The sequence below is a fragment of the Achromobacter sp. RT286_PF genome, assembly GCF_059760425.1.
The window spans coordinates 308,073-327,766 of sequence record NZ_JCBAMR010000002.1 but is presented as its reverse complement, the minus strand read 5'-3'; the positions used below and the strand labels follow the sequence as shown (position 1 = coordinate 327,766).

Below are 19,694 nucleotides of genomic sequence, written 5' to 3'. Positions count from 1 at the left end.
ACTGGCGCGTGGGTTTTCCGCCGCTACAGCACCATCCCCGCGCGTTGCGCGGTGGGCGGCATCCAAGAATTTCCAGTCGAGGTACCGACGGGGCAGCAATGAAAACGTGGTTCAAGCGCATTTTGATAGGCCTGGTTGTGTTGGTTGTCGTGGCCGTCGTTGGCCTGGCCATCTTCTTGCTGACATTCGACCCCAACGCGTACAAGTACAAGCTGGAAGAGCTTGTGCAGGAACGCTATCACCGCACATTGACGATCGACGGCGAGATCGAGCTATCGCTCTTTCCGCGCATCGGCTTGTCCGTGCAGGGCGTGTCGCTGTCCGAGCCGAACAGCACGGACACCTTCGCTTCCATTGAAAGCACGCGCCTGGCGGTTGCCGTCTGGCCGTTGCTGTCCAATAGCTTCGTGGTCGACCACGTGGCCATCAGCGGCCTGAAGGCCCGGGTGGTGCGCGGCAAGGACGGCCAATTCAACTTCAGCAATCTGGTCGGCGGCGCGTCCACCGTCACCACCGCGCCATCCAACCCGGCAGAAGCCCTGGTGGGCGCGGCGCAGACGGCGGCCCAGGCCATCACCAGCGGCACCTTGCCGGCCAACCGCAACAACATGCAGATCGATATCGCCGGCCTGGACTTGAAGGACGGCGAAGTGCAGTTGCAGGACGAGATTTCCGGCATGGCGGTGGCGGTCACGAAAATCAACGCCAATACCGGCCGCGTCACGTTCAACCAACCCTTTGATGTGCGCCTGACGGCGCGCGTGGAAGGCGGCAACCCGCGCGTGGACGCCAACCTGACGGGGCAGGCCCTGTTGACGCTGGACCCGTCCGCCAAGCGCTACGCGGCGCAAAAGCTGGACCTGCGCATGGACGGCAAGCTGCCCGGCGCCGAGGCCAAAAGCCTGGCCGTGCGCGGCAACCTGGCCTTCAACGGCCAGAAATCCGCGCTGGACGTGGCGGGCCTGGAAGTGGTTTTCCAGGGCGACATCACGGACCCGGCCGCGCGCGCCACCAATGTGGAAGCCAGCGTGGCCATGCCCAAGCTGGCGATCGACCCGCACAAGAGCCAGCTGCAAATCGAAAAACTCGCCGTGCGTGCCAAGGGCGGCTCGGCCGACCGCCCGTTTGAATTCGCCGTAGACGCGCCCGCGCTGAACATTTCGCCCACGTCGGCCACCGGTGAAGCGCTGACCGGCCGTGTGCGCATCAGCGGCCTGGATGCCAGCTTTGGCCTGAACGGCATCAGCGGCAACGCCGCCGAACTCGACATCAAGGAAGCCAAGCTGGACAGCACGTCCAAGAATGGCGACCGCGTCGTGAAGCTGAATTTTGCATCGCCGCTGACCTTGAACCTGTTGCAACGTAGCGGCGGTTTGTCGGCGCTGCGCGGCGACGTCAATATCACCGACCCGGGCTTGCCCAAGGGCAGCTTGCAGATTCCGGTGATCGGCAGCCTGAACGCCGACCTGCTGAAAGACCAGGCCAGCAGCAAGATCAACGCCGTGCTGGAAGGCGGCAAGTTCGACCTTAGCGCCGACATCACCAAGCTGTCGCAAACGCCTGCGGTGAAGTTCGCGCTGGTGGTGGACACGCTGGACCTGGACAAGCTGGTGCCGCCCGTGGTGGCCGCGCCGCCCAAGCCCCCCGCCGATGGCAAGAAGGATGATTCCAAGCCCGCCGCGCCGCCCGCGCCTGCCGCGCCGGTGGACGACACCATCGACCTGTCCGCGCTGGTTGGCCCCAGCGTCAACGGCACGTTGAAGGTCGGCAAGCTGGTGGTGCGTGGCCTGAAGGCGGATGAAGTGGCCGCCGTGGTCAAGCTGGACAAAGGCAAGCTGGAAATCTCCAGCCTGACCGCCGGCCTGTACGGCGGCAAGTTGGCGGGCGCATTGTCGGTGGACGCGGCGCAAGGCAACCAGCTGGCCAGCAAGATGTCGCTGGCGGGTATCGCGATCGAACCGTTGTTGATGGACCTGGCCAACCGCAACGTGCTCAGCGGCACGGGCAGCCTGGCGCTGGACTTGAAGACGGCCGGCGCCAATGCCTACGCCATGAAGAGTGCGCTGGGCGGCACGATGCAGGTGCGCCTGCGCGATGGCGCGGTCAAGGGCATCAACCTGACCGAGACGCTGCGCGAACTGAAGGCGGCGTTCAAGCCGGAATCGCAAGACGAAACCGTGCCCGCCGACACCAGCAAGCAGACCGAGTTTTCGGAAATGGACGCGGACCTGGCCTTCACCAAGGGCGTGGCGGCCGTCAAGCGCCTGAACATCGTGTCGCCGCTGCTGCGCGTGACGCAGGGCGATCCGGCCAACATCGACTTCGTCAAGAGCGAGCTGGACCTGGTGGCGCGTGCGCGCGTCGTCAACCCGGCGGCCAACCCCGAAGGCCAGGAACTGATCGACCTGAAAGACGTGACGATTCCCGTGCAAATAAAGGGCCCGTTCGACAAGCCCACGTACACGCTGCTGTGGAAAGACGCCATCGGCGCCATCCTGAAGCGCAGCCTGGAAAACAAGCTGCGCGACGCCGTCACGGGCAAGAACGGCAACGGCGCGGCCGTGGACAAGGCCCTGAAAGGACTGCTAGGTAAATGAGCACCGATAGCTTTCAACCCATCGCGCAATGCGGCGTCACGGCGCAGCCGGCCGCCGCGGCCTATCACCGCCAATGGCTCATCGCCAACGATTCCGGCCAATGGCTGAATCGTGAGCTGTGCCCACGGCTGGCCGACGTTGCGGTGGAATTGCGCCTGGGCTACCTGGTGTTGAAAGCGCCCGGCATGCTGCGCATGGACATCCCGCTGGACGTTATCGAAGACGACGACAGCGTCCGCTACAGCATGAAGGTGGGCGACCAGACCATCGATGTGATCGACGAAGGGGAACTGGCCGCGGCCTGGATCTCGAACTTCGTGCAGGTGCCCTGCCGGATCATGAAGGTGCACCCCGACACGCCCGTGGCCTCCTGGCCGGACTGAAGGGCAGCGCCCTTACTGACGCCGCTTGAACTCGAACGCGGCATGGGCCAGCAGGCCCGCCACCAGGCCCCAGAAGGCCGACCCAATACCCCAGAAACTGAAGCCCGACGCCGTTGCCAGCAAGGTGATGAGCGCGGCTTCGCGTCGTTGCGGGTTGACCATGGCGGCCGACATGCCGCCCATGATCGTGCCCAACAGCGCCAAGCCGGCCAACGCGGCCAGCAGGGCGGCGGGCAGGGCCTGGAAGAACACGGCTACCGCGCCCGCCACGACGCTCAGGCCCACATAGCCCAAGCCGTAGGTGGCGGCGGCGATGTAGCGCTTCGAAGGGTCGTGATGCGCTTCGGGGCCGGTGCAGATGGCGGCGCTGATCGCGCCCATGGTGACGCTGTGCGCGCCAAACGGCGCGGCCAGCAGGCCCAGAAAGCCCGTGGCGGCCACGATGCGCGAGGCTGGTGGCCGATAGCCCGCCGCTTGCAGAATCGCCAAGCCGGGCAGGTTCTGCGATGCCATGGCCACGACGAACAGCGGAATGCCCAGGCTGACGGCGGCCTGGGCGCTGAACTCGGGCGTGGTCCAGACGAACTGCGTCAGGCTCCAGTCCAGCAGGTCCAGCCGGATCATGTCCAGCGCGAAGGCCAGCGCAATGGCAACGATCATCACCAGCAGCACCGCATAGCGCGGCGCCCAGCGTCGGCACAACAGGTACGTGGCGCACATGGCCAGCACCAGGCCGGGCTGGTTGGCAACGTTGCTGAAGATGCCCATGCCGAAGTTAAGCAGCACGCCGGCCAGCATGGCGGCGGCGATTTCACCGGGAATGCGGCGCAGGATGGGGTCGATCCAGCCGAACAGGCCACAGGCCAGCGTCAGGCCGGCCGCCAGGATGTAGGCGCCGATGGCTTCATTGAACGGCACGCCCACCAGCGCGGTCACCAGCAGCGCCGCGCCGGGCGTGGACCACGCCATCACGATGGGCAGGCCGGTGCGCAGGCTGTAGAACGCGCCGCCAAATCCGAATGCCAGGCTTAGTGAACCGATCCACGACCCGATGCGCGCGGCGTCCAGCCCGGCTGCGTGGCCCGCTTGCACCATCAGCACGGCGGTGCCGCCGAAGCTGACCAGCACCGCGACCACGCCGGCGGCAATCGCCGATGCCGAGACATCGCGGCGGGCTTGGTGGGAACCAGGGGGAAGGGGAATGCCGTGTTGCGTGGCGTCGCTCATGCGGCACCGGTCAGGCGGCGGTACTTGGCCATCAGCTGCTCTTGGCCTTCGTTCCACTGAGGGTGCAGTTCAATGCACTCTACCGGGCACACCACCTTGCACTGCGGTTCGTCGTGATGGCCGACGCACTCGGTGCATTTGTCGGGGTCGATGACGTAATAGTCATCACCCATGGAGATCGCGTCGTTCGGGCACTGGGGCTCGCAAACGTCGCAATTGATGCATTCTTCGGTGATGAGCAAGGCCATGGTGGGCAACGGTGTAAAGCCGGGGGCGGCTGCCATTGTACTGCCGGCCCGCCCAGCGCAAGAAGGGCGCGAATCGCGCCCTTCGGGATGGTGCCGTGCCGGTGGATCAGCCCGGCCAGGATTGCTCGCGGCGTTCCTTGGCCTTTTCCTGCAACCAGCGTTCCACGGACGGGAACACAAACTTGCTGACGTCGCCGCCCAGCTGGGCGATTTCGCGCACGATGGTGCCCGAGATGAATTGATATTGGTCCGACGGCGTCATGAACAGGGTTTCGACGTCGGGCAGCAGGTGGCGGTTCATGCCGGCCATCTGGAATTCGTATTCGAAGTCGGACACGGCGCGCAGGCCGCGCACGATGACGCGCCCGTTCTGGTCGCGCACAAAGTCCTTCAGCAGGCCGCCAAAGCTTTGCACTTCCACGTTGGGATAGTGGCCCAGCACTTCGCGCGCGATTTCAACGCGTTCGTCGATGCTGAAGAAAGGCTTCTTGTTGCGGCTGTGGGCGATGCCCACCACGACCTTGTCGAAAAGCGTGGCCGCACGGCGGACCAGGTCTTCGTGGCCCCGGGTCAGCGGGTCGAAAGTGCCGGGATATACAGCGATGATCATGCGAGCTCCGTACCGTTATTAGTGGTGTACACCATCCTCCGAAGCTCGGATTATTGATCTATTTCCGCAATGCAGCAAATTCCAGCAGATGGTAGTGGACCGCGCCTGCCATGTCCTGCCGCAAGATCTGGAAACCTTCGGGAGCTTCGATGGCCGTTTCCGCCTCGACGTAGACGAGTCCGTGCGGGCTCAGGATACCGGGCAGAATCGGCCAAAGGCGCGGCAGCCAACCCTGTCCGAAGGGCGGATCCAACAGGATGAGGTCAAAGCGGGACGCATCCATCCGTTCGGCGACCTGCATGGCGTCGCCCACGTGGATGCGTATCATGTCGGCTTTGAGCTTGTCGCGCAGTGTCCGCAGCGCGGACGCGGCGGTCTTGTCCCGCTCGACCATCTGCACATGCGCCACGCCGCGAGAGGCCGCCTCGAAGCCCAGCGCGCCACTGCCGGCAAACAGGTCCAACACCTGCTTGTCGGCGAACTCGCCGGCCCAAAGATGATTCAACCAGTTGAACAGCGTTTCGCGAACCCGGTCGGGCGTGGGGCGCAGCGTCTCCACGTCGGGAACGGCGATGGGGGTGCGCCTGTATTGGCCCCCGACGATACGAATATACTTGTGACCCATGTTTAGCCGCTTCTTCAAGAAAAAAACCCCTCCGCCCGCCGCGCCGGCCCAGCCCGCGCCGCCGCCTGAGGTCGTGGACGCCCCGGTTGCGCCCACGGAACCCGTTGCCGCGCCCGTCAGCCCGGCGCCCGTGAGCCCGGCGCCAGTCAGCCCGGCGCCAGTCAGCCCGGCGCCCGCGCCGATTCCCGCTCCGGGTACCGCGCCTGCGCCTGCCGCGCCGTCGCCGCAGATTACGCCCCCGGTATCGCCCGCAGCGCCTACGGTGGCAACGCCGGCCGTCCCGAGCGCGCCGGCTGTCTCGTCTACACCGGCTACACCGCCCGCGCCCGCCGCCGAATCCGTGCGTGCACCGTTGCCGATGTCGGCGCCGACGGTATCGTCCACGCCTGCACCGGCTGCCGCGCCTCAGACCCCTTCGGCATTCGCGCCTGCGCCCGCAACGGTGCCAGCCGCCGCACCAGCACCAGCACCAGCCCCGGCACCGGCACCAGCAGCAGCACCAGCACCAGCCGCCGCGCCAGCGCCGGTTGTGCCGCCCGCGCCGATCGTAACGCCTGCACCGGCGCCCGTGTCGACGCCGACGCCCGCCCCCGCACCCGCCCCGGCCCCCGAAGCGCCCAAGAAATCCTCCTGGCTGTCGCGCCTGAAGCAAGGCTTGTCGCGCACGGGGCAGAGCATTGGTGGCATTTTCGTCGGCGTGAAGGTCGATGAAAACCTGTTCGAGGAACTCGAATCGGCGCTCATTATGGCCGATGCGGGCCTGGAGGCCACCGAGAAGCTGCTGACCGCGCTGCGTGCGCGGGTCAAGAAAGAGCGCATTGAAGACCCCGCCAAGGTCAAGACCGCACTGCGTCAGTTGCTGGCCGACCACCTGCGGCCGCTGGAGCGCGGCTTCAACCTGACCAGCGCCAAGCCGCTGGTGGTGATGATCGCCGGCGTGAACGGCGCGGGCAAAACCACGTCCATCGGCAAGCTGGCGCACACGTTCCAGCGCCAGGGCGCCAGCGTGCTGCTGGCAGCGGGCGACACCTTCCGCGCTGCCGCGCGCGAACAACTGGTGGAATGGGGCAGCCGCAACAACGTCAGCGTCATTTCGCAAGATGGCGGCGACCCGGCCGCCGTGGCCTTTGACGCCGTCAACGCCGGCCGCGCGCGCGGCATGGGCGTGGTCATGGTGGACACGGCGGGTCGCCTGCCCACGCAGCTGCACCTGATGGAAGAACTGAAAAAGATCCGCCGCGTCATCGGCAAGGCGGATGCATCGGCGCCGCACGAAGTGCTGCTGGTGGTGGACGGCAACACCGGCCAGAACGCCTTGGCCCAGATCCGCGCCTTTGATGCCGCCATCAACCTGACCGGCCTGGTCGTGACCAAGCTGGACGGCACCGCCAAGGGCGGCACGCTGGCCGCCGTGGCGGCGGGCAGCCAGGGCGTGCGTCCGATTCCGGTGTACTGGATCGGCGTGGGCGAAAGCCTGGAAGACCTGCAACCCTTCGTCGCGGACGAATTCGCGGGCGCCTTGCTGGCGGATTGACCCGGCGCTGATACGGCGCTGATACGGCGCTGATCCGGCGCTGATCCGGCGCTGATCCGGCAGCCGATCGCTCGCCCGCCGGACCGCAAAACGGGACGACGCCCAAGGCGCCGTCCCGTTTTATTTTCCGCTGTCCAGCTGCCCCATCGCCGGGTCGCTGATGCCGTGCTTGCCCGTTTCCATGCGGCCCGCAAAGCGCCGCTTGAATGCCGGGTAGGTGTCGCAGCCCACCGTGAAGTCGTACCACTGGCCGCTGCTGGTGACCGGCCAGCTCAGTTCGCCGACCTGTCCCGCCGCCACCGTTGCCGTCCACGGGCCATCGTTGCGGTAGGCCATGGCTTGCACCGTGAAGACGCAGTCCTGCGTGCCATTGTTGTGCAGCTTCACCTGCACCTGGGCGTCGTCGCACGGCACGTAGCAAACCTGGATTTCGGGCTGTGCGCCGGCCGCGCGCATCAAGTCGCCCGAGAACGAACGGTGGTAGCCGTTGGGGCCCAGCACCCACAGATCGTACTGGCCGCTGTCGCCCGACACGTCCCAGACGTCATCCAGCGATTTGCCCGCTTCGACCACGTAGCGGCGCGGAATGCGGTCCAGGTGCAGCTTGTCGTACACGTGAAAGACCGCTGCCGTTTGCGCACCGCTTGCGTTGGCGAACAGTAGCTGCACGCGGTTCTCGCGGGCTTGCTCGCGCGCGCTGGTGTGCAGCTCGTACGGCAGTGCGCGCGACGGGCGGGTGCCCGAGGCCTGCGGGGCCAGCGTTTGCTGCGTGGGGATGGCGATGGCCGGCTGCGCTTCCTGCCAGGTCGTCAGTCCGTCGGCGTCCGTCTTGGTCGTGCGGCCCGACAGGGTCGGCAGGCGGGCGCTGTTGGGCGTCACAAAGTCCAGCGTGGTGGTCAGGTCGCCGCACACGGCACGGCGGAACGCGCTGATGTTGGGTTCCACGACGCCAAAGCGCTGTTCCAGAAAGCGCAGCGCGGAGGTGTGGTCAAACACTTGCGAATTGACCCAGCCGCCCCGGCTCCACGGTGAAATCACCCACATCGGCACGCGCATCCCCGGGCCGAACGGCTTGCCGTCGGCGGTCAGCTGCTTGGGCGTGGCGGGCGGGTAGTCGAAATACTCGAACGCCATTTGCGCGTCGGTCAGCGTGGACTTGCCAGCCAGCGTGCCATCGTCGTTGCGCGACGGCGCCGAGGGCGTCGGCATGTGGTCGAAGAAGCCGTCGTTTTCGTCGTAGGTCACCAGGAACACCGTCTTGCTCCAGACCTCGGGCGATTGTGTCAACGCGTCCAGCGCGGCCTGGATGTACCACGCGCCCTTGGCGGGGCTGGACGGGCCGGGGTGCTCGCTGTAGGCGGCCGGCGGAATGATCCACGACACTTCGGGCAGCGTGCCGTTCGCGACGTCGTCGCGCAGGCTTTGCAGGAAGCCGCCGTCGGCCATCGTGTTGCCAAAGCCCTTGGCCAGCGGGCTGTACTGGTCGTCGATGGCCGGGTTGTACGCGGGGCCGCCCTGATTCGTTACGCGGCGGTCCGCCGGCATTTTTTCGATCTCGGCGCGCCAGTGCCGAAAGCTCATCATCTCGTTGCAGCCGAAGTTATCGGGGATGTTCTGGTAGACCTTCCAGCTGACGCCGGCCGCTTGCAGGCGGTCGGCATAGGTGGTCCACGTCCAGCCTTCGGTGGACGGGCCCACGTCGGCGCCGTCGTTCCATTCGTTCATCACCACCGACACGTTGTCGCCCGACGGGCCGTTGGTGCCGGTCCAGAAAAACAGGCGGTTCGGGATGGTGCCGGCGTGCATTGAACAGTGGTAGTTGTCGCACAGCGTGAAGGCGTCGGCCAGCGCGCGGTGGAACGGCACTTCGGCGGTTTCGTAGTAGCCCATGGACAGCGGCTGCTTGGCGCTGGGCCACTTGTTCATGCGGCCGTGGTCCCACGCGGCCTGGCAATTGGGCCACGAGTGCGGCGTACTGCCGGCGCGTTGCGCGTTGCCCTGCGCGGCGTCCAGGTGATAGGGCAATTCCTCGGTGCCGTCGCTGCGCGTCTGGTGGAATACCGATTTGCCGTTGGCCAGCGGAATGGGAAAGCGGTCGCCAAAACCGCGCACGCCGGGGAAGGTGCCGAAGTAGCCGTCGAAGGAACGGTTTTCCAGCATCAGCATCACGACGTGCTTCACGTCCTGAATCGTGCCGGTGGCGTTGCTGGCTTCAATGGCGAGCGCCCGGCGGATGCTGGGCGGAAACATCGACAGCGCGCTGACCGCGGCGGTGGCGCCCACGGTGGTCTTGAAGAACTTTCGTTTGGATGCGTCGAACGTCATTGGCTTGTCTGTCCTGGTGATCGATGGGAAACGGGCTCAAGGCGCGCAGTGCACCGCGCACGCGGCAGGGGGCGCGGGCGGGGTGGGCGTCGTGGTGGGCGGAGCAGGAGCCGGTTCGTCAGAGTCGTTGTCGTCGCCGCCGCAAGCGGACAGCGCGAACACCAGCGACAAGGCGCATAAGGCCGCAAGGCCTCGTCTTGCATGGGCGAGCAAGGGGGATTGGGTTTCCATGGTTCGGTCGTTGTGGATGGGCTGACGGCCCGCAAGGGCCGTCGTGCCGTCACACAGGACGAATGTCGGGCGGGATGCTGCGGGCCACGAATGCGACCGGCGCAGGGCGGCCGGGCGACAGCGATCCAGTATTGACGCCGTTAATGTCGACAAATTGACAGCAAGCTGACCCGTTGCTGACTCTGGCCCCTTTTTTGAAACGCCTTGCTAGATGCGTGTCCAGGTGCAAGGCGCGCGGGCGTTTGTCGCGAAGATGCGGTAGACGGGCCGAGGCGCCGACGCACCCGTCAGGCACTGCCCCCGCAACCGATTCGCGCACGCAGGGGCCACCGCGCCGACGCGCGTGGCGCAGCCGCGCGTGGCCTGGCCTAGCGCCAGAAAGGCTTGCTTTTCGCCAGGGCGTCGAAGGCCTTTTGTGCGTCCACGGCCAGCTCTTCAAGGCGCGCGCTGATCCAGCCCAGCGCGAACCAGGCTTGCGGATGCGTGGCGGTGCACGACTCGTAATAGTCCTTGGCGACGGCCAGGTCATTGATTTCGCCCAGCACGTCCTGCACGCGGGACAACAGCTTGCGATAGCCGCGCAGCTTGGCGGCCGGCAGCAGCGATTCGGCAAACGCCAGGCTGTAGCGCAGCCGCTTGCCGCGCTTGCGCAATTCATGGCGCGTGGGGATATCCAGTTTGGCGAACTGCGTGCCCTGTTCCGCCACCTTGCTGTGCCAGCGGTGCAGGCGCCGCGCCAGCTGCTTGCGCAGTTGGTGCGGGTCGGGTTCGGGCGCCAGCATGGGGATGATGGTGGGCTTCACGCTGGTGGCGGCCAGGCCGCCTTCCAGCCGGATGGCCGGTTCGGGCGCGGCATCGCTGGGCGTGCCATTGGCCACGGCCTGCGCGCCTCCGGATGGCAACGCGGGCGGCACATCCAGGCTCCATTCCAGCAGCTCCAGCAGCCAGGCCTGAAACGCCTTGCCGGCGGCAATCGTCCGCGCGTCCTGTTCAGGCGGCGCGGCTTCCATCGGAATCACCGGCATGCCTGCGTGGATCAGCGCGGGCGCCACCGTTTCGTTCAGCACGTCCTGGTCGCGGTTGGCGCCAAAGGCGGCAAAGTGCGTGCGCACGCCTTGCAGCAGCGTGTCCGGCACCGGCGCGACCCAGCCGTCGAACAGCTTCCAGGCCGAGCGCAGGCGGCGCACGCCCACGCGCAGCTGGTGCACGTGTTCGGAATTGCCGGCGCGGTAGACGCCTTCGGTATCGACTTCGGCCAACACGGCGGCGTTGCGCGCGATCTGGTCCAGGCATTCGGCGGCGATGCGGCCCAGGGCTTGTGGGGCCGTCATGTCTTCGCGCAGCTTGACCGGCGCCGCGCCGCGCGGTGCCCAAAATTGCGCAATGGCTTGGGCCCGGCGCGCTTCCAGATCGTCACCCGGGTTGGCGTCTTCAACGGCAAGCTTGTGAGCCAGTTGCGCCAGCGCGTCGCCGCGTTCGGACTTGCTGCGCGGGTCCAGCACCAGGCTGTGGCGCTGTTGCCAGCCACGCGCCACCGCGAAGATGGCGGCGGGGCGGCCCGACATCAGCTCGAATTCCAGTTCGGAAATCGGCAGCTCCAGCGCGCCCGCGCGCAGGATGCCGGTGTCGAAGGCCAGTTCGACCGTGCCGTAACGGGTGCGGACCTTGCGCAGCAGCCGCAGCACGTCGGTTTCATAGCGCAGGCCCAGTTCGCCCTTGATTGCGCCCAGCGCCTCTTCGACTTCGGTGCCGGCATAGACGGACAGGTCCAGCACGGGGCCGGGGCGGGGGTGGTTCAGTTCGATGCGCGTAATGGCGTTGATGCCGGGCATCTTCAGGGTCTGCACCCAGTCCGGGCCTTCCTGACGCAGCCGGATGGCAATGCGCGCCCGCGCCAGCTCGCGTTCGGGCGTGTCGAAGTACATGGCGTGCAGACGGATGCGCGTGGCGTCGCGTTGCTTGACTTCGTTCTGGACGGCCTGGCGCGTCGCGGCGGGCACGTGCAGTTTCAATTCCTGTTCCGACATGGCGGTGGGTGTCCGACGGCAAAAGCCGAGATCTTAATCAAGCAAAGGGGCGGATTTGATGACGGTTCATATTTTGGTCACATCGAGCATAGTCGCCATTCGCAGTGCACAACAAGCCACTGTTGCCGGGACAAAAGAAAAACGCCGCCTTTTTTCAAGGGCGGCGCCAAGGAGCGCTGGTCAGGGGAAACCGACAAGCGTAATCAGGAAGCAGGGCTTACAGGATGCGCTTGCGCGCCTGCGTGATGATGATTTCGGCCAGCACGACCACCACGAAGATGGCGGCTAGCACCAGCGCCACGCGATCCCACTGGAACAGGTTCAGCGCCGTATCCAGCGCCATGCCGATACCGCCCGCGCCCACCAGCCCCAGCACGGCGGACTCGCGCACGTTGATGTCCCAGCGCAGCAGCACGATGGACCAGAACGCCGGGCGGATCTGCGGCCAGTAGGCATACCAAAGCACGGACGCCTTGCTGGCCCCCGTGGCGGTAACTGCTTCGATCGGCCCGCGCTGCGCTTCCTCGATGGCTTCGCCCACCAGCTTGCCCACGAACCCGATCGAGCGGAACGCAATCGCCAGCGTGCCGGCCAGCGCGCCCGGTCCGAAGATGGCGATGAACAGCAGCGCCCATACCAGCGAATTGACCGAGCGGCTGGACACCAGGATCAATCGCGCCAGCATGTTGATGGTTTTGCTGGGCGTCAGGTTGTTGGCCGCCAGCAGGCCCACCGGCACCGCCATGAAGACGGACAGGATGGTGCCCAGGGTGGCGATGTGCAGCGTTTCGATCAGCGCGTTGTGCACGCCGTCCGGGTAGTAGGCCCAGTCGATCGGCCACATGCGGCGGAACAGGTCGGCCATCTGCTCGGGCGCGTCATACAGGAATTCCGGTATGATCTCCACGCCGCGTATGGCCTGCGCGATGGCTGCCACCACCAGCAGGTACAGCGCAAAGCGCAGCAGCCGCTGGCCCATGCTGTAGCGCTGCCACACACGCGGCGAGCCGGGCGGATTCAGGCTTGAGGCGTGGGCGTTCATTCTTCCACCTCCGCCTTGCGGGCCACCGGCGGTTTGCCGGTACCGATGCCTCGCGCGCCGGCAAAGCGGCCTTGCAGGATGCGGTCGAACCCCAGGTTGTCCAGGAATACGGCGCGCACGAAGCCCGCGATGATTTCGCCCAGCATGATGATGGCAATCAAGGTCAGCAGGATGGCGCTGACGAAGTCGTAGTCAAAGCGCTGGAACGCCGAGAACAGCGTGCCGCCCACGCCGCCCGCGCCCACGATGCCCACCATGGTGGAGTTGCGCAGGTTTGAGTCGAACTGGTAGGTGGCAAAGCCGATAAAGCGCGCGAACACCTGCGGCAGCACGCCAAAGATGATCACGTTGGCGAACGACGCGCCGCTGGCGCGCACCGCTTCCACCTGCTTGAGCGAGATCTCTTCGATGGCCTCGGTGAACAGCTTGCCGATGAAACCGATGGACGCCACCGTCAGCGCCAGGATGCCCGCCAGCGCGCCAAAGCCCACGGCTTTCACGAACAGGATGGCGACGATGACCGGGTGCAGCGCGCGGCACAGGGCCACCAGCGAACGCGCGGGCCAGGACACCCAGGCGGGCATCATGTTGCGCGCGCCTAGCAGGCCCACGGGCAGGGCGAACAGAATGCCCAGCACCGAGGCCAGCACGGCAATTTCCAGGCTTTCGGCGATGCCCTTCCACAAGGTGGCGGGCTTTTCGAAATTGGGCGGAAACATGCGCGAAAGAAACGTCGACGCGTGTCCCATGCCGGTTTCAAAGCGCGCCCAGCTGAAATCCAGCTGCGCGCCCGCATAGAGGGTGTAGATCACCAGCAACACCAGGCCCGCCTTGGCGCGCCCGGACATGGCAAAGGGGCGGCTGCCCCGGGGGGGCGTCATTCCAGCCAAGACTCGCCTCCGTAGATGGTCTTGAGCATGGTGGCGTCCAGCCCCTGGCCGTCGCCGTCGTAGACCACGTGCCCGCCGGACATGCCGACGATGCGCGTGGCGTAGCGGCGCGCCAGTTCCACGTCGTGGATGTTGACGATGACAGGGATGCCGGTGGCGCTGCCCTGGTCGGACAGCAGCTCCATGATTTCAACGGAGGTCTTCGGGTCCAGCGACGAGGTCGGCTCGTCGGCCAGCAGCAGCTGCGGGCGCTGCATCAGGGCACGGGCGATGCCCACGCGCTGGCGCTGGCCGCCCGACAGCGCATCGGCGCGCTGGTCGGCAAAACCGGCCAGCCCAACGGTATCGAGCAGCTTGTAGGCGTGCTCGATGTCTTCGGGCTCAAAGCGGCGCATCCAGGCCTTGAGCGCCGAGGTATAGCCCAGCCGGCCCGTCAGCAGGTTTTCCATCACGGTCAGGCGTTCGACCAGGTTGTATTCCTGGAACACCATGCCGATGCGCCGGCGGGCGCGGCGCAGCGACGCGCCACGCACGCGGGCCAGGTCCACGGCGCCTTCCTTGGACTGCAACACGATCTCGCCCTGGGTGGGTTCGATCAGCCGGTTGATGCAACGCAGAAGCGTGCTTTTGCCGGTGCCGGAAGGGCCGATGATGGCGGTCAGGCCTTGGCCGGCGATTTCAAGGTTGATGCCATTGAGAACCGGCCGGCCGGCCCGGTATTCCTTGACCAGGCCGGAAATGCGTAGCGACGTCGTCATGCTGGATTACTTCTTGCTCTTGGCGGATTCGCGGTCGTAGGCGGCGCGGTTGAAGCTTTCGCCACCCGATTCAGCCACCTGGCGGACGATGGCCCAGTCCTTCTGGTAGGTCACCGGATAGAAGCGGTCGGCGCCATCGAAGGCCTTGGACATTTCCGCGGGGAAGCGGTAGTCGTAGAAGCACTTGAGCATCTGGTCGCGGAACTTGGGCTCCAGGTCATGCGCGTAGGCGAACGACGAAGTCGGGAATTTTTCGCTACGGTAGATGACGCGGAAGTCGGCTTCCTTGACCTGGCCGCGTTCAACCATGCGCTTGAACACGTCCGACGCCACGGCGGCGGCGTCGTAGTCGCCGGAATTGACGCCCATGACGGACTGGTCGTGCTTGCCCGAGAAGATCACCTTGTAATCCTTGTCCGGCGTCAGGCCTTCCTTGGGAAACAGGGCCACGGGCGCCATGTGGCCCGAGTTCGACGACGGCGCGGTGTGCGCCAGCTTCTTACCCTTCAGGTCCGTCAGCTTCTGGTAGGGGCTGTCTTTTTTGACGATGACGATCAGGTTGTAGCCCTGGAAGCCGTCGGCATAGCCTTTGACGGCAAACGGCACCGCGCCGGCAATGTTCACGGCGAAGGCGGTGGGGCCGGTCGAAAAGCCGCCCACGTGCAGGCGACCCGAGCGCATGGCTTCGATTTCAGCGGCGTTGCTTTGCACCTGATAGAACACAACGCGCTTGCCCGTGCATTCGGACAGGTGCTTGGTGAAGGGCTTGAAAATGTCTTCGTAAACGGCCGGGTCTTCCACCGGGGTGTAGGTGAACACCAGGGTCGACGGTGTCTTCAGCTTGGAGGCGTCGGAGGGTGTGTCCGCCACCAGATCCTTGTTGGCGTCGCAGTACATCTGGTCCAGATCGCCACGGTTCGAGCAGGTGTCGGCGGCGTTGGCGGCCGAACCGCCAACGGCGAACGCGGCCAGGGCGGCCGCTTGCATTAGACGCATCGCGTGCATGGTTTTGTCTCCTCTTTGGGATGAATTTGAATATTTGCTGAATTCAAACACACAAGAGGGGACAGGCACACCTGGGAAAGTCCCTGCCTTTCTTTTCGGGATTTGTTCGAATTGTTCGCTTTATGTTCGTTTGTTTGCGAACACAGGCCGGGGGATCAGCCCCGATAGCCCAGCTTGCGCGAGATTTCGTGCGCGCAGGCCAAAAGCGGTTTGGCAATCGTGCCGTCCCACGACACATCGAACAGCCCCGTCGGGCCCAGGCTGGTCAGTGCCAGCACGATGTTGCCGGTGTTGTCGAACACCGGCACCGACAGCGCATCCACGCCCGGCAGCGGGTTGCCCAGCGCGCGCGCCATGCCGTGCACGCGGATGTCGGCCAGCTGGGCTTCGATATTGGCGCGCGACGCCTTGCGCGGCGGCGGCACGCTGGCGATGACGGCGGTGTCGCCTTCTTCGCGCGCGATGTAGTGTTCGCTGACCTTGGGCGGCAGCCACGCCGCGAACACCAGCCCCGTGGCGGTGTGCAGCATGGACATCACCGTGCCCTTGCGCATGTTCACGTGCACCGGGTAGCTGGCTTCGGTCATGTGGATCATCGTGGGGCCGTGCGAGCCCAGCACGGCGATACCCAGCGTGTGGCCGATGTCCGATTGCAGCTTGGCGATCTCCGGCATGGCGATGCGCACCGGGTCCAGCCGTTGCAGGCTGACCAGCCCCATCTGCAAGGCGAAGGGGCCAAGCTCGTACTGGCCGGTAACGGCATCCTGCTGCACCAGCCCCACGCGGATGAAGCTGACCAGATAGGGGTGCGCCTTGGCGGACGTCATGCCGGCGCCCGCCGCCAGGTCGCGCAGGGTCAGCGGCTTGCCGGCGTCGACCAGGGCGGACAACAACGGCACGCCCACTTCGATGGACTGGATGCTGCGGCGGCCATCATTGGCGGGCGCCGCGGGGGTCTTGGAGGTGGCCACGGTGTGTCTGCTTTTATGCCGATCGGGCTGGGGATGATTGCGCGGCCTGCGGTTGCTGGCGCGCCGCCAGCAGTCGGTTGGCCATTTCGACGAACCCGGTGCCGCCGTGATAGGCGGCCACGAACGCGGGGCGGTCCTTCAGGCGGTGCAATTGCGCCTGGATGTTCGCCACGCCGACCGAAATCGGAAAGTACGCAAACATGGGCTCGTCGTTGGGCGAATCGCCGATGAACAGCGTGCTGTCCAGCGCGTCGGCCACGTCCTGGCCGAATTCCCGCTGGAACATCGTGCGCGTCATGGTCAGCTTGTCGTAGTCGCCAAACCAGCCGTTCACGTGGATTGAGCTGACCTTGGCCTGCGCCCCGGCGTCCTGGAAGATCTGGACGATCTTGCTGACGGCCGAATCGGGCAGGGCGGGCACGTCTTCGCAGAAATCGATGGCCAGGTCGGCCACGCGGTAATCCTGGTCGCTGGCCACCGCGCAGCCCGGCACCTCGGTCAGCACGCGGTCGCGGATGGCGTCCAGCCGCTTGCGGCTGGCCTGGCGCGAGGCGGCGTCCGTCCAGTAATGGGTCGTCATGCGGCGGGCCTGGCGGTCATACGCGTAGTAGAACGCGCCGTTTTCCCCCACCACGGCGCGCACCGGCCACATGCGCGCGATATGGTCACACCAGCCGGCCGGGCGGCCGGTGATGGGCACTACCTGGATACCAGCCGCCTCCAGGCGTTCCAGCGCGGCGTAGGCGTCGGCCGGCAGGCGGCCATCGGTGGTCAGCGTGTCGTCGATGTCGGTCAGGACGACGCGAACCGCCGCCGCCACGGTCAAAGGCATGGCCGCAAGGGCTTGCATGAGGTTTTTCCTTCGAGTTTTAAGGGGGATCTCCGGGCGAAAGTTTAACCGTATGACCCCCGCCGAACGGGCTTCTTGCAGACCAATAGGGGTTCTGGGCCCAGGGGCGGTAAAATCCGGGCTTTCCCGCCTGGTTTGCGTGCCCGCCATGTCCGTCCAGTTGTCCTCTTTGCCCGGCTCCGAGCCGGAATCCTTCGGTATCGCTTCAGTTGCCGAGATCATCGCCGAGCTTCGCGCCGGCCGCATCGTCATCCTGGTTGACGAAGAAGACCGTGAAAACGAGGGCGACCTTGTCATGGCCGCCGAATTCGTCACGCCCGAAGCCATCAACTTCATGGTGACCCACGGCCGCGGCCTGGTCTGCCTGACCCTGACCGAAGAACGCTGCCGCCAGCTGGAGCTGCCCATGATGGCGGCCCGCAACGGCACGCGCTACGGCACCAACTTCACACAGTCGATCGAAGCCGCCGAAGGCGTTGAAACCGGTATTTCGGCCGCCGACCGCGCCCGCACCATCCAGGTGGCGGTGGCGCGCGATGCCAAGCCGTCCGACCTGGTCCAGCCCGGCCACATCTTCCCGGTGCGCGCGGTGCCCGGCGGCGTGCTGGTGCGCGCCGGCCACACCGAAGCCGGTTGCGACCTGACTGCCATGGCCGGCTTGACGCCCGCCGCCGTCATCTGCGAAATCTTGAAGCCCGACGGCACCATGGCCCGCTTGCCGGACCTGGTGGAATTTGCCCGCCAGCACAACCTGAAGATCGGCACCATCGCCGACCTGATCCAGTACCGCAGCGAACACGAATCCATCGTCAAGCGCGTGGGCAAGCGGCCCATGCAGACGGCCTGGGGCACCTTCGAGGCCGTGGCCTACGAAGACGCCGCCACCGGCTCCGCCCACTTGGCGCTGGTGCATGGTAACGTTTCTCCCGACGTCGAAACGCTGGTGCGCGTGCATGAACCGGCTTCCGTGCTTGACGTGTTGGACACCGGCGCCAGCCCGCATAGCTGGGGCGTGGCGAAGGCCCTGGAAGCCATTGCCACCGCGCCGGCCGGCGTGCTGGTGCTGATGAACTGCCAGTCGTCCACGGAACACCTGTTTGGCCAGATTGCTGGCTGGAGCGACCCCAAGGCCCAGGCCGACGCCGCCGCCAGCACCGACCGCTTCGGCTTGCGCACTTATGGCATCGGCGCGCAGATCCTGCGTGACCTGAATGTGGGCCAGATGAGGCTCCTGGCCCGGCCCCGCAAGATGCCCAGCATGGCGGGCTTCTCCCTGACCATTACGGGTTACGATTGCGACCCGCAGAATACTCCCGCAACACTTAAGGCCGACACATGAACCCTTACATCCTTACCCCCGACCTGAACGGCGAAGGGCTGCACATCGGCATCGTTCGCGCTCGCTTCAACGAAGAAATCGGTCAGGCCGAACTCGAAGCGTGCCTGAAGGAATTGGCCGAATTGGGCGTGGACGAACGCGACGTGATGGTCACCACCGTCCCGGGCGCCCTGGAACTGGGCGTGGCCCTGTCCCACATGGCCGAAACGTTTGAATTCGACGCTTTGATCGCGCTTGGCGCCGTCATCCGTGGCGAGACCTATCACTTTGAAGTGGTCAGCAATGAAACGGCCACTGCAATCACCCGTATCTCCCTGGAAACCGGCATCCCCGTCGCAAACGGCGTCTTGACCGTCGACACCGACGAGCAGGCGCAAGCCCGCGCCGCCGGCAAGGGCCGCGATTGCGCCCAGGTGGCCGTTGAAATGGCCAACCTGGTGGCGGCGCTGGAACCCGAGGAAGAAGACGAAGACGAAGACGACGAGGACGAAGATTTTGACGACGAAGAAGACGACGACCAGCGCTGATAGCGCGGCGCAAGCCCGCGCCAACGCGCGCAGCGCACGCCGCCGTGCACGCGAATTCGCGCTGCAAGGCGTTTACGCGTGGCTGCTGCGCGGCGGCGAAGGCACGCAGGACGCCGGCGAGATCGACGCCCATCTGCGCGACACCGAGGATTTTTCCGAGGCCGACGCGCAATGGTTCAAGACCTTGCTGCATGGTGTCCTGCGCGAAGCCCCGGCGCTGCGCGAGCGTTTCACGCCCTATGTCGACCGCCCGCTGGCCGAGTTGTCGCCCGTTGAGCACGGCATCCTGTTGATCGGCAGCTTCGAACTGATTCATCATGTCGAAGTGCCGTACAAGGTTGCCATCAACGAAGCCGTTGAACTGGCCAAGTCGTTCGGCGGTACCGACGGCTTCAAGTTCGTCAACGGCGTGCTCGACAAACTGGCTGCCGACGTGCGCGCCAACGAGGTCCAGGCGGCGGCGCAGCAGCGACGCTGACCCCGCCTGATGGCCTCTTAAGGGGTC

At 65.9% G+C, this 19,694-nt stretch carries 20 protein-coding genes; 6 read left to right on the top strand and 14 right to left on the bottom strand.

The window, feature by feature from the left end:
* Window positions 1-98: 98 nt before the first annotated feature.
* Both AC6LJY_RS03335 and AC6LJY_RS03330 read left to right on the top strand, forming a co-directional pair.
* Window positions 99-2,597 carry an AsmA family protein gene (locus AC6LJY_RS03335; protein WP_498135292.1) on the top strand — a complete coding sequence of 833 codons (2,499 nt, stop codon included), beginning with the start codon at window positions 99-101 and terminating at the stop codon, window positions 2,595-2,597.
* Window positions 2,594-2,980 carry an MOSC N-terminal beta barrel domain-containing protein gene (locus tag AC6LJY_RS03330; RefSeq protein ID WP_046807922.1) on the top strand — a complete coding sequence of 129 codons (387 nt, stop codon included), beginning with the start codon at window positions 2,594-2,596 and terminating at the stop codon, window positions 2,978-2,980. The genes AC6LJY_RS03335 and AC6LJY_RS03330 overlap by 4 nt, the downstream gene beginning before the upstream one ends.
* A 12-nt stretch (window positions 2,981-2,992) precedes the next feature.
* Here the strand turns inward: AC6LJY_RS03330 and AC6LJY_RS03325 are convergent, their stop codons facing one another.
* The 5 genes from AC6LJY_RS03325 to AC6LJY_RS03305 all read right to left on the bottom strand — a co-directional run bounded on the left by AC6LJY_RS03325 (window position 2,993) and on the right by AC6LJY_RS03305 (window position 6,250).
* Window positions 2,993-4,207: a benzoate/H(+) symporter BenE family transporter gene (locus AC6LJY_RS03325; protein WP_046807921.1), complete on the bottom strand. Its 1,215-nt coding sequence runs from the start codon at window positions 4,205-4,207 to the stop codon at window positions 2,993-2,995.
* A complete protein-coding gene (locus AC6LJY_RS03320) occupies window positions 4,204-4,455 on the bottom strand; it encodes a YfhL family 4Fe-4S dicluster ferredoxin (RefSeq protein ID WP_006221659.1) in 252 nt (83 codons plus the stop codon). Before AC6LJY_RS03320 ends, AC6LJY_RS03325 begins: the two co-directional genes overlap by 4 nt.
* Window positions 4,456-4,561: 106 nt before the next feature.
* Window positions 4,562-5,065, bottom strand: coding sequence for a pantetheine-phosphate adenylyltransferase (gene coaD, locus AC6LJY_RS03315; RefSeq protein ID WP_046807920.1), 504 nt, complete (start codon window positions 5,063-5,065; stop codon window positions 4,562-4,564).
* Window positions 5,066-5,123: 58 nt separating this feature from the next.
* The gene (gene rsmD, locus AC6LJY_RS03310; RefSeq protein ID WP_498135334.1) at window positions 5,124-5,690 is read right to left on the bottom strand and encodes a 16S rRNA (guanine(966)-N(2))-methyltransferase RsmD; all 567 of its coding nucleotides are present in this window, start codon (window positions 5,688-5,690) and stop codon (window positions 5,124-5,126) included.
* A gap of 311 nt (window positions 5,691-6,001) precedes the next feature.
* The gene (locus tag AC6LJY_RS03305) at window positions 6,002-6,250 is read right to left on the bottom strand and encodes a hypothetical protein (RefSeq protein WP_498135335.1); all 249 of its coding nucleotides are present in this window, start codon (window positions 6,248-6,250) and stop codon (window positions 6,002-6,004) included.
* On the opposite strand from AC6LJY_RS03305, the gene ftsY reads away from it, so the two are divergent.
* Window positions 6,133-7,224 (top strand): signal recognition particle-docking protein FtsY, encoded by a 1,092-nt coding sequence (ftsY, locus tag AC6LJY_RS03300; RefSeq protein WP_498135291.1) that lies wholly within the window; start codon window positions 6,133-6,135, stop codon window positions 7,222-7,224. The genes AC6LJY_RS03305 and ftsY overlap by 118 nt on opposite strands.
* A gap of 120 nt (window positions 7,225-7,344) precedes the next feature.
* Here the strand turns inward: ftsY and AC6LJY_RS03295 are convergent, their stop codons facing one another.
* The 9 genes from AC6LJY_RS03295 to AC6LJY_RS03255 form a co-directional block, all read right to left on the bottom strand.
* Window positions 7,345-9,549: a phosphocholine-specific phospholipase C gene (locus AC6LJY_RS03295; protein WP_498135290.1), complete on the bottom strand. Its 2,205-nt coding sequence runs from the start codon at window positions 9,547-9,549 to the stop codon at window positions 7,345-7,347.
* Window positions 9,550-9,585: 36 nt separating this feature from the next.
* A complete protein-coding gene (locus AC6LJY_RS03290) occupies window positions 9,586-9,780 on the bottom strand; it encodes a hypothetical protein (RefSeq protein ID WP_104141982.1) in 195 nt (64 codons plus the stop codon).
* Window positions 9,781-10,148: 368 nt separating this feature from the next.
* Window positions 10,149-11,807, bottom strand: coding sequence for a CYTH and CHAD domain-containing protein (locus AC6LJY_RS03285; RefSeq protein WP_498135289.1), 1,659 nt, complete (start codon window positions 11,805-11,807; stop codon window positions 10,149-10,151).
* A gap of 217 nt (window positions 11,808-12,024) precedes the next feature.
* The gene (gene phnE / locus AC6LJY_RS03280) at window positions 12,025-12,849 is read right to left on the bottom strand and encodes a phosphonate ABC transporter, permease protein PhnE (protein ID WP_498135288.1); all 825 of its coding nucleotides are present in this window, start codon (window positions 12,847-12,849) and stop codon (window positions 12,025-12,027) included.
* Window positions 12,846-13,730: a phosphonate ABC transporter, permease protein PhnE gene (gene phnE / locus AC6LJY_RS03275; protein ID WP_498135287.1), complete on the bottom strand. Its 885-nt coding sequence runs from the start codon at window positions 13,728-13,730 to the stop codon at window positions 12,846-12,848. The genes phnE (AC6LJY_RS03280) and phnE (AC6LJY_RS03275) overlap by 4 nt, the downstream gene beginning before the upstream one ends.
* Window positions 13,727-14,497, bottom strand: a complete 771-nt coding sequence (phnC, locus tag AC6LJY_RS03270; RefSeq protein ID WP_046803765.1) for a phosphonate ABC transporter ATP-binding protein — start codon at window positions 14,495-14,497, stop codon at window positions 13,727-13,729. The genes phnE (AC6LJY_RS03275) and phnC overlap by 4 nt, the downstream gene beginning before the upstream one ends.
* 6 nt (window positions 14,498-14,503) lie before the next feature.
* Complete coding sequence (gene phnD, locus AC6LJY_RS03265; protein ID WP_046803766.1) at window positions 14,504-15,502, bottom strand: phosphate/phosphite/phosphonate ABC transporter substrate-binding protein; 999 nt, start codon at window positions 15,500-15,502, stop codon at window positions 14,504-14,506.
* Between the two features lie 155 nt (window positions 15,503-15,657).
* On the bottom strand, window positions 15,658-16,473 hold the full coding sequence (locus tag AC6LJY_RS03260) for an IclR family transcriptional regulator (protein WP_046803767.1): 816 nt from the start codon (window positions 16,471-16,473) through the stop codon (window positions 15,658-15,660).
* 13 nt (window positions 16,474-16,486) lie between these two features.
* Window positions 16,487-17,323, bottom strand: coding sequence for an HAD-IIB family hydrolase (locus tag AC6LJY_RS03255; protein WP_498135286.1), 837 nt, complete (start codon window positions 17,321-17,323; stop codon window positions 16,487-16,489).
* Window positions 17,324-17,471: 148 nt separating this feature from the next.
* Here AC6LJY_RS03255 and ribBA point away from each other — a divergent pair, with 148 nt between their 5' ends.
* The 3 genes from ribBA to nusB are packed head-to-tail and all read left to right on the top strand — an operon-like array spanning window position 17,472 to window position 19,667.
* Entirely contained in the window at window positions 17,472-18,662 is a 1,191-nt protein-coding gene (gene ribBA, locus AC6LJY_RS03250; RefSeq protein ID WP_498135285.1) for a bifunctional 3,4-dihydroxy-2-butanone-4-phosphate synthase/GTP cyclohydrolase II, read from the top strand.
* The gene (ribH, locus tag AC6LJY_RS03245) at window positions 18,659-19,189 is read left to right on the top strand and encodes a 6,7-dimethyl-8-ribityllumazine synthase (RefSeq protein ID WP_046803770.1); all 531 of its coding nucleotides are present in this window, start codon (window positions 18,659-18,661) and stop codon (window positions 19,187-19,189) included. The genes ribBA and ribH overlap by 4 nt, the downstream gene beginning before the upstream one ends.
* The gene (gene nusB / locus AC6LJY_RS03240; RefSeq protein ID WP_006227614.1) at window positions 19,158-19,667 is read left to right on the top strand and encodes a transcription antitermination factor NusB; all 510 of its coding nucleotides are present in this window, start codon (window positions 19,158-19,160) and stop codon (window positions 19,665-19,667) included. Before ribH ends, nusB begins: the two co-directional genes overlap by 32 nt.
* Window positions 19,668-19,694: the final 27 nt, after the last annotated feature.

Excerpts from the sequence above, each read along its gene's own strand:
- AC6LJY_RS03295 (WP_498135290.1), bottom strand. The coding sequence starts at position 9,549 with ATGACGTTCGACGCATCCAAACGAAAGTTCTTCAAGACCACCGTGGGC.
- coaD (WP_046807920.1), bottom strand. The coding sequence starts at position 5,065 with ATGATCATCGCTGTATATCCCGGCACTTTCGACCCGCTGACCCGGGGC.
- phnE (WP_498135288.1), bottom strand. The coding sequence starts at position 12,849 with ATGAACGCCCACGCCTCAAGCCTGAATCCGCCCGGCTCGCCGCGTGTG.
- AC6LJY_RS03330 (WP_046807922.1), top strand. The coding sequence starts at position 2,594 with ATGAGCACCGATAGCTTTCAACCCATCGCGCAATGCGGCGTCACGGCG.
- phnD (WP_046803766.1), bottom strand. The coding sequence starts at position 15,502 with ATGCACGCGATGCGTCTAATGCAAGCGGCCGCCCTGGCCGCGTTCGCC.
- ribH (WP_046803770.1), top strand. The coding sequence starts at position 18,659 with ATGAACCCTTACATCCTTACCCCCGACCTGAACGGCGAAGGGCTGCAC.
- AC6LJY_RS03255 (WP_498135286.1), bottom strand. The coding sequence starts at position 17,323 with ATGCAAGCCCTTGCGGCCATGCCTTTGACCGTGGCGGCGGCGGTTCGC.
- phnC (WP_046803765.1), bottom strand. The coding sequence starts at position 14,497 with ATGACGACGTCGCTACGCATTTCCGGCCTGGTCAAGGAATACCGGGCC.
- phnE (WP_498135287.1), bottom strand. The coding sequence starts at position 13,730 with ATGACGCCCCCCCGGGGCAGCCGCCCCTTTGCCATGTCCGGGCGCGCC.
- rsmD (WP_498135334.1), bottom strand. The coding sequence starts at position 5,690 with ATGGGTCACAAGTATATTCGTATCGTCGGGGGCCAATACAGGCGCACC.
- AC6LJY_RS03290 (WP_104141982.1), bottom strand. The coding sequence starts at position 9,780 with ATGGAAACCCAATCCCCCTTGCTCGCCCATGCAAGACGAGGCCTTGCG.
- AC6LJY_RS03335 (WP_498135292.1), top strand. The coding sequence starts at position 99 with ATGAAAACGTGGTTCAAGCGCATTTTGATAGGCCTGGTTGTGTTGGTT.
- AC6LJY_RS03325 (WP_046807921.1), bottom strand. The coding sequence starts at position 4,207 with ATGAGCGACGCCACGCAACACGGCATTCCCCTTCCCCCTGGTTCCCAC.
- AC6LJY_RS03320 (WP_006221659.1), bottom strand. The coding sequence starts at position 4,455 with ATGGCCTTGCTCATCACCGAAGAATGCATCAATTGCGACGTTTGCGAG.
- ribBA (WP_498135285.1), top strand. The coding sequence starts at position 17,472 with ATGTCCGTCCAGTTGTCCTCTTTGCCCGGCTCCGAGCCGGAATCCTTC.
- AC6LJY_RS03285 (WP_498135289.1), bottom strand. The coding sequence starts at position 11,807 with ATGTCGGAACAGGAATTGAAACTGCACGTGCCCGCCGCGACGCGCCAG.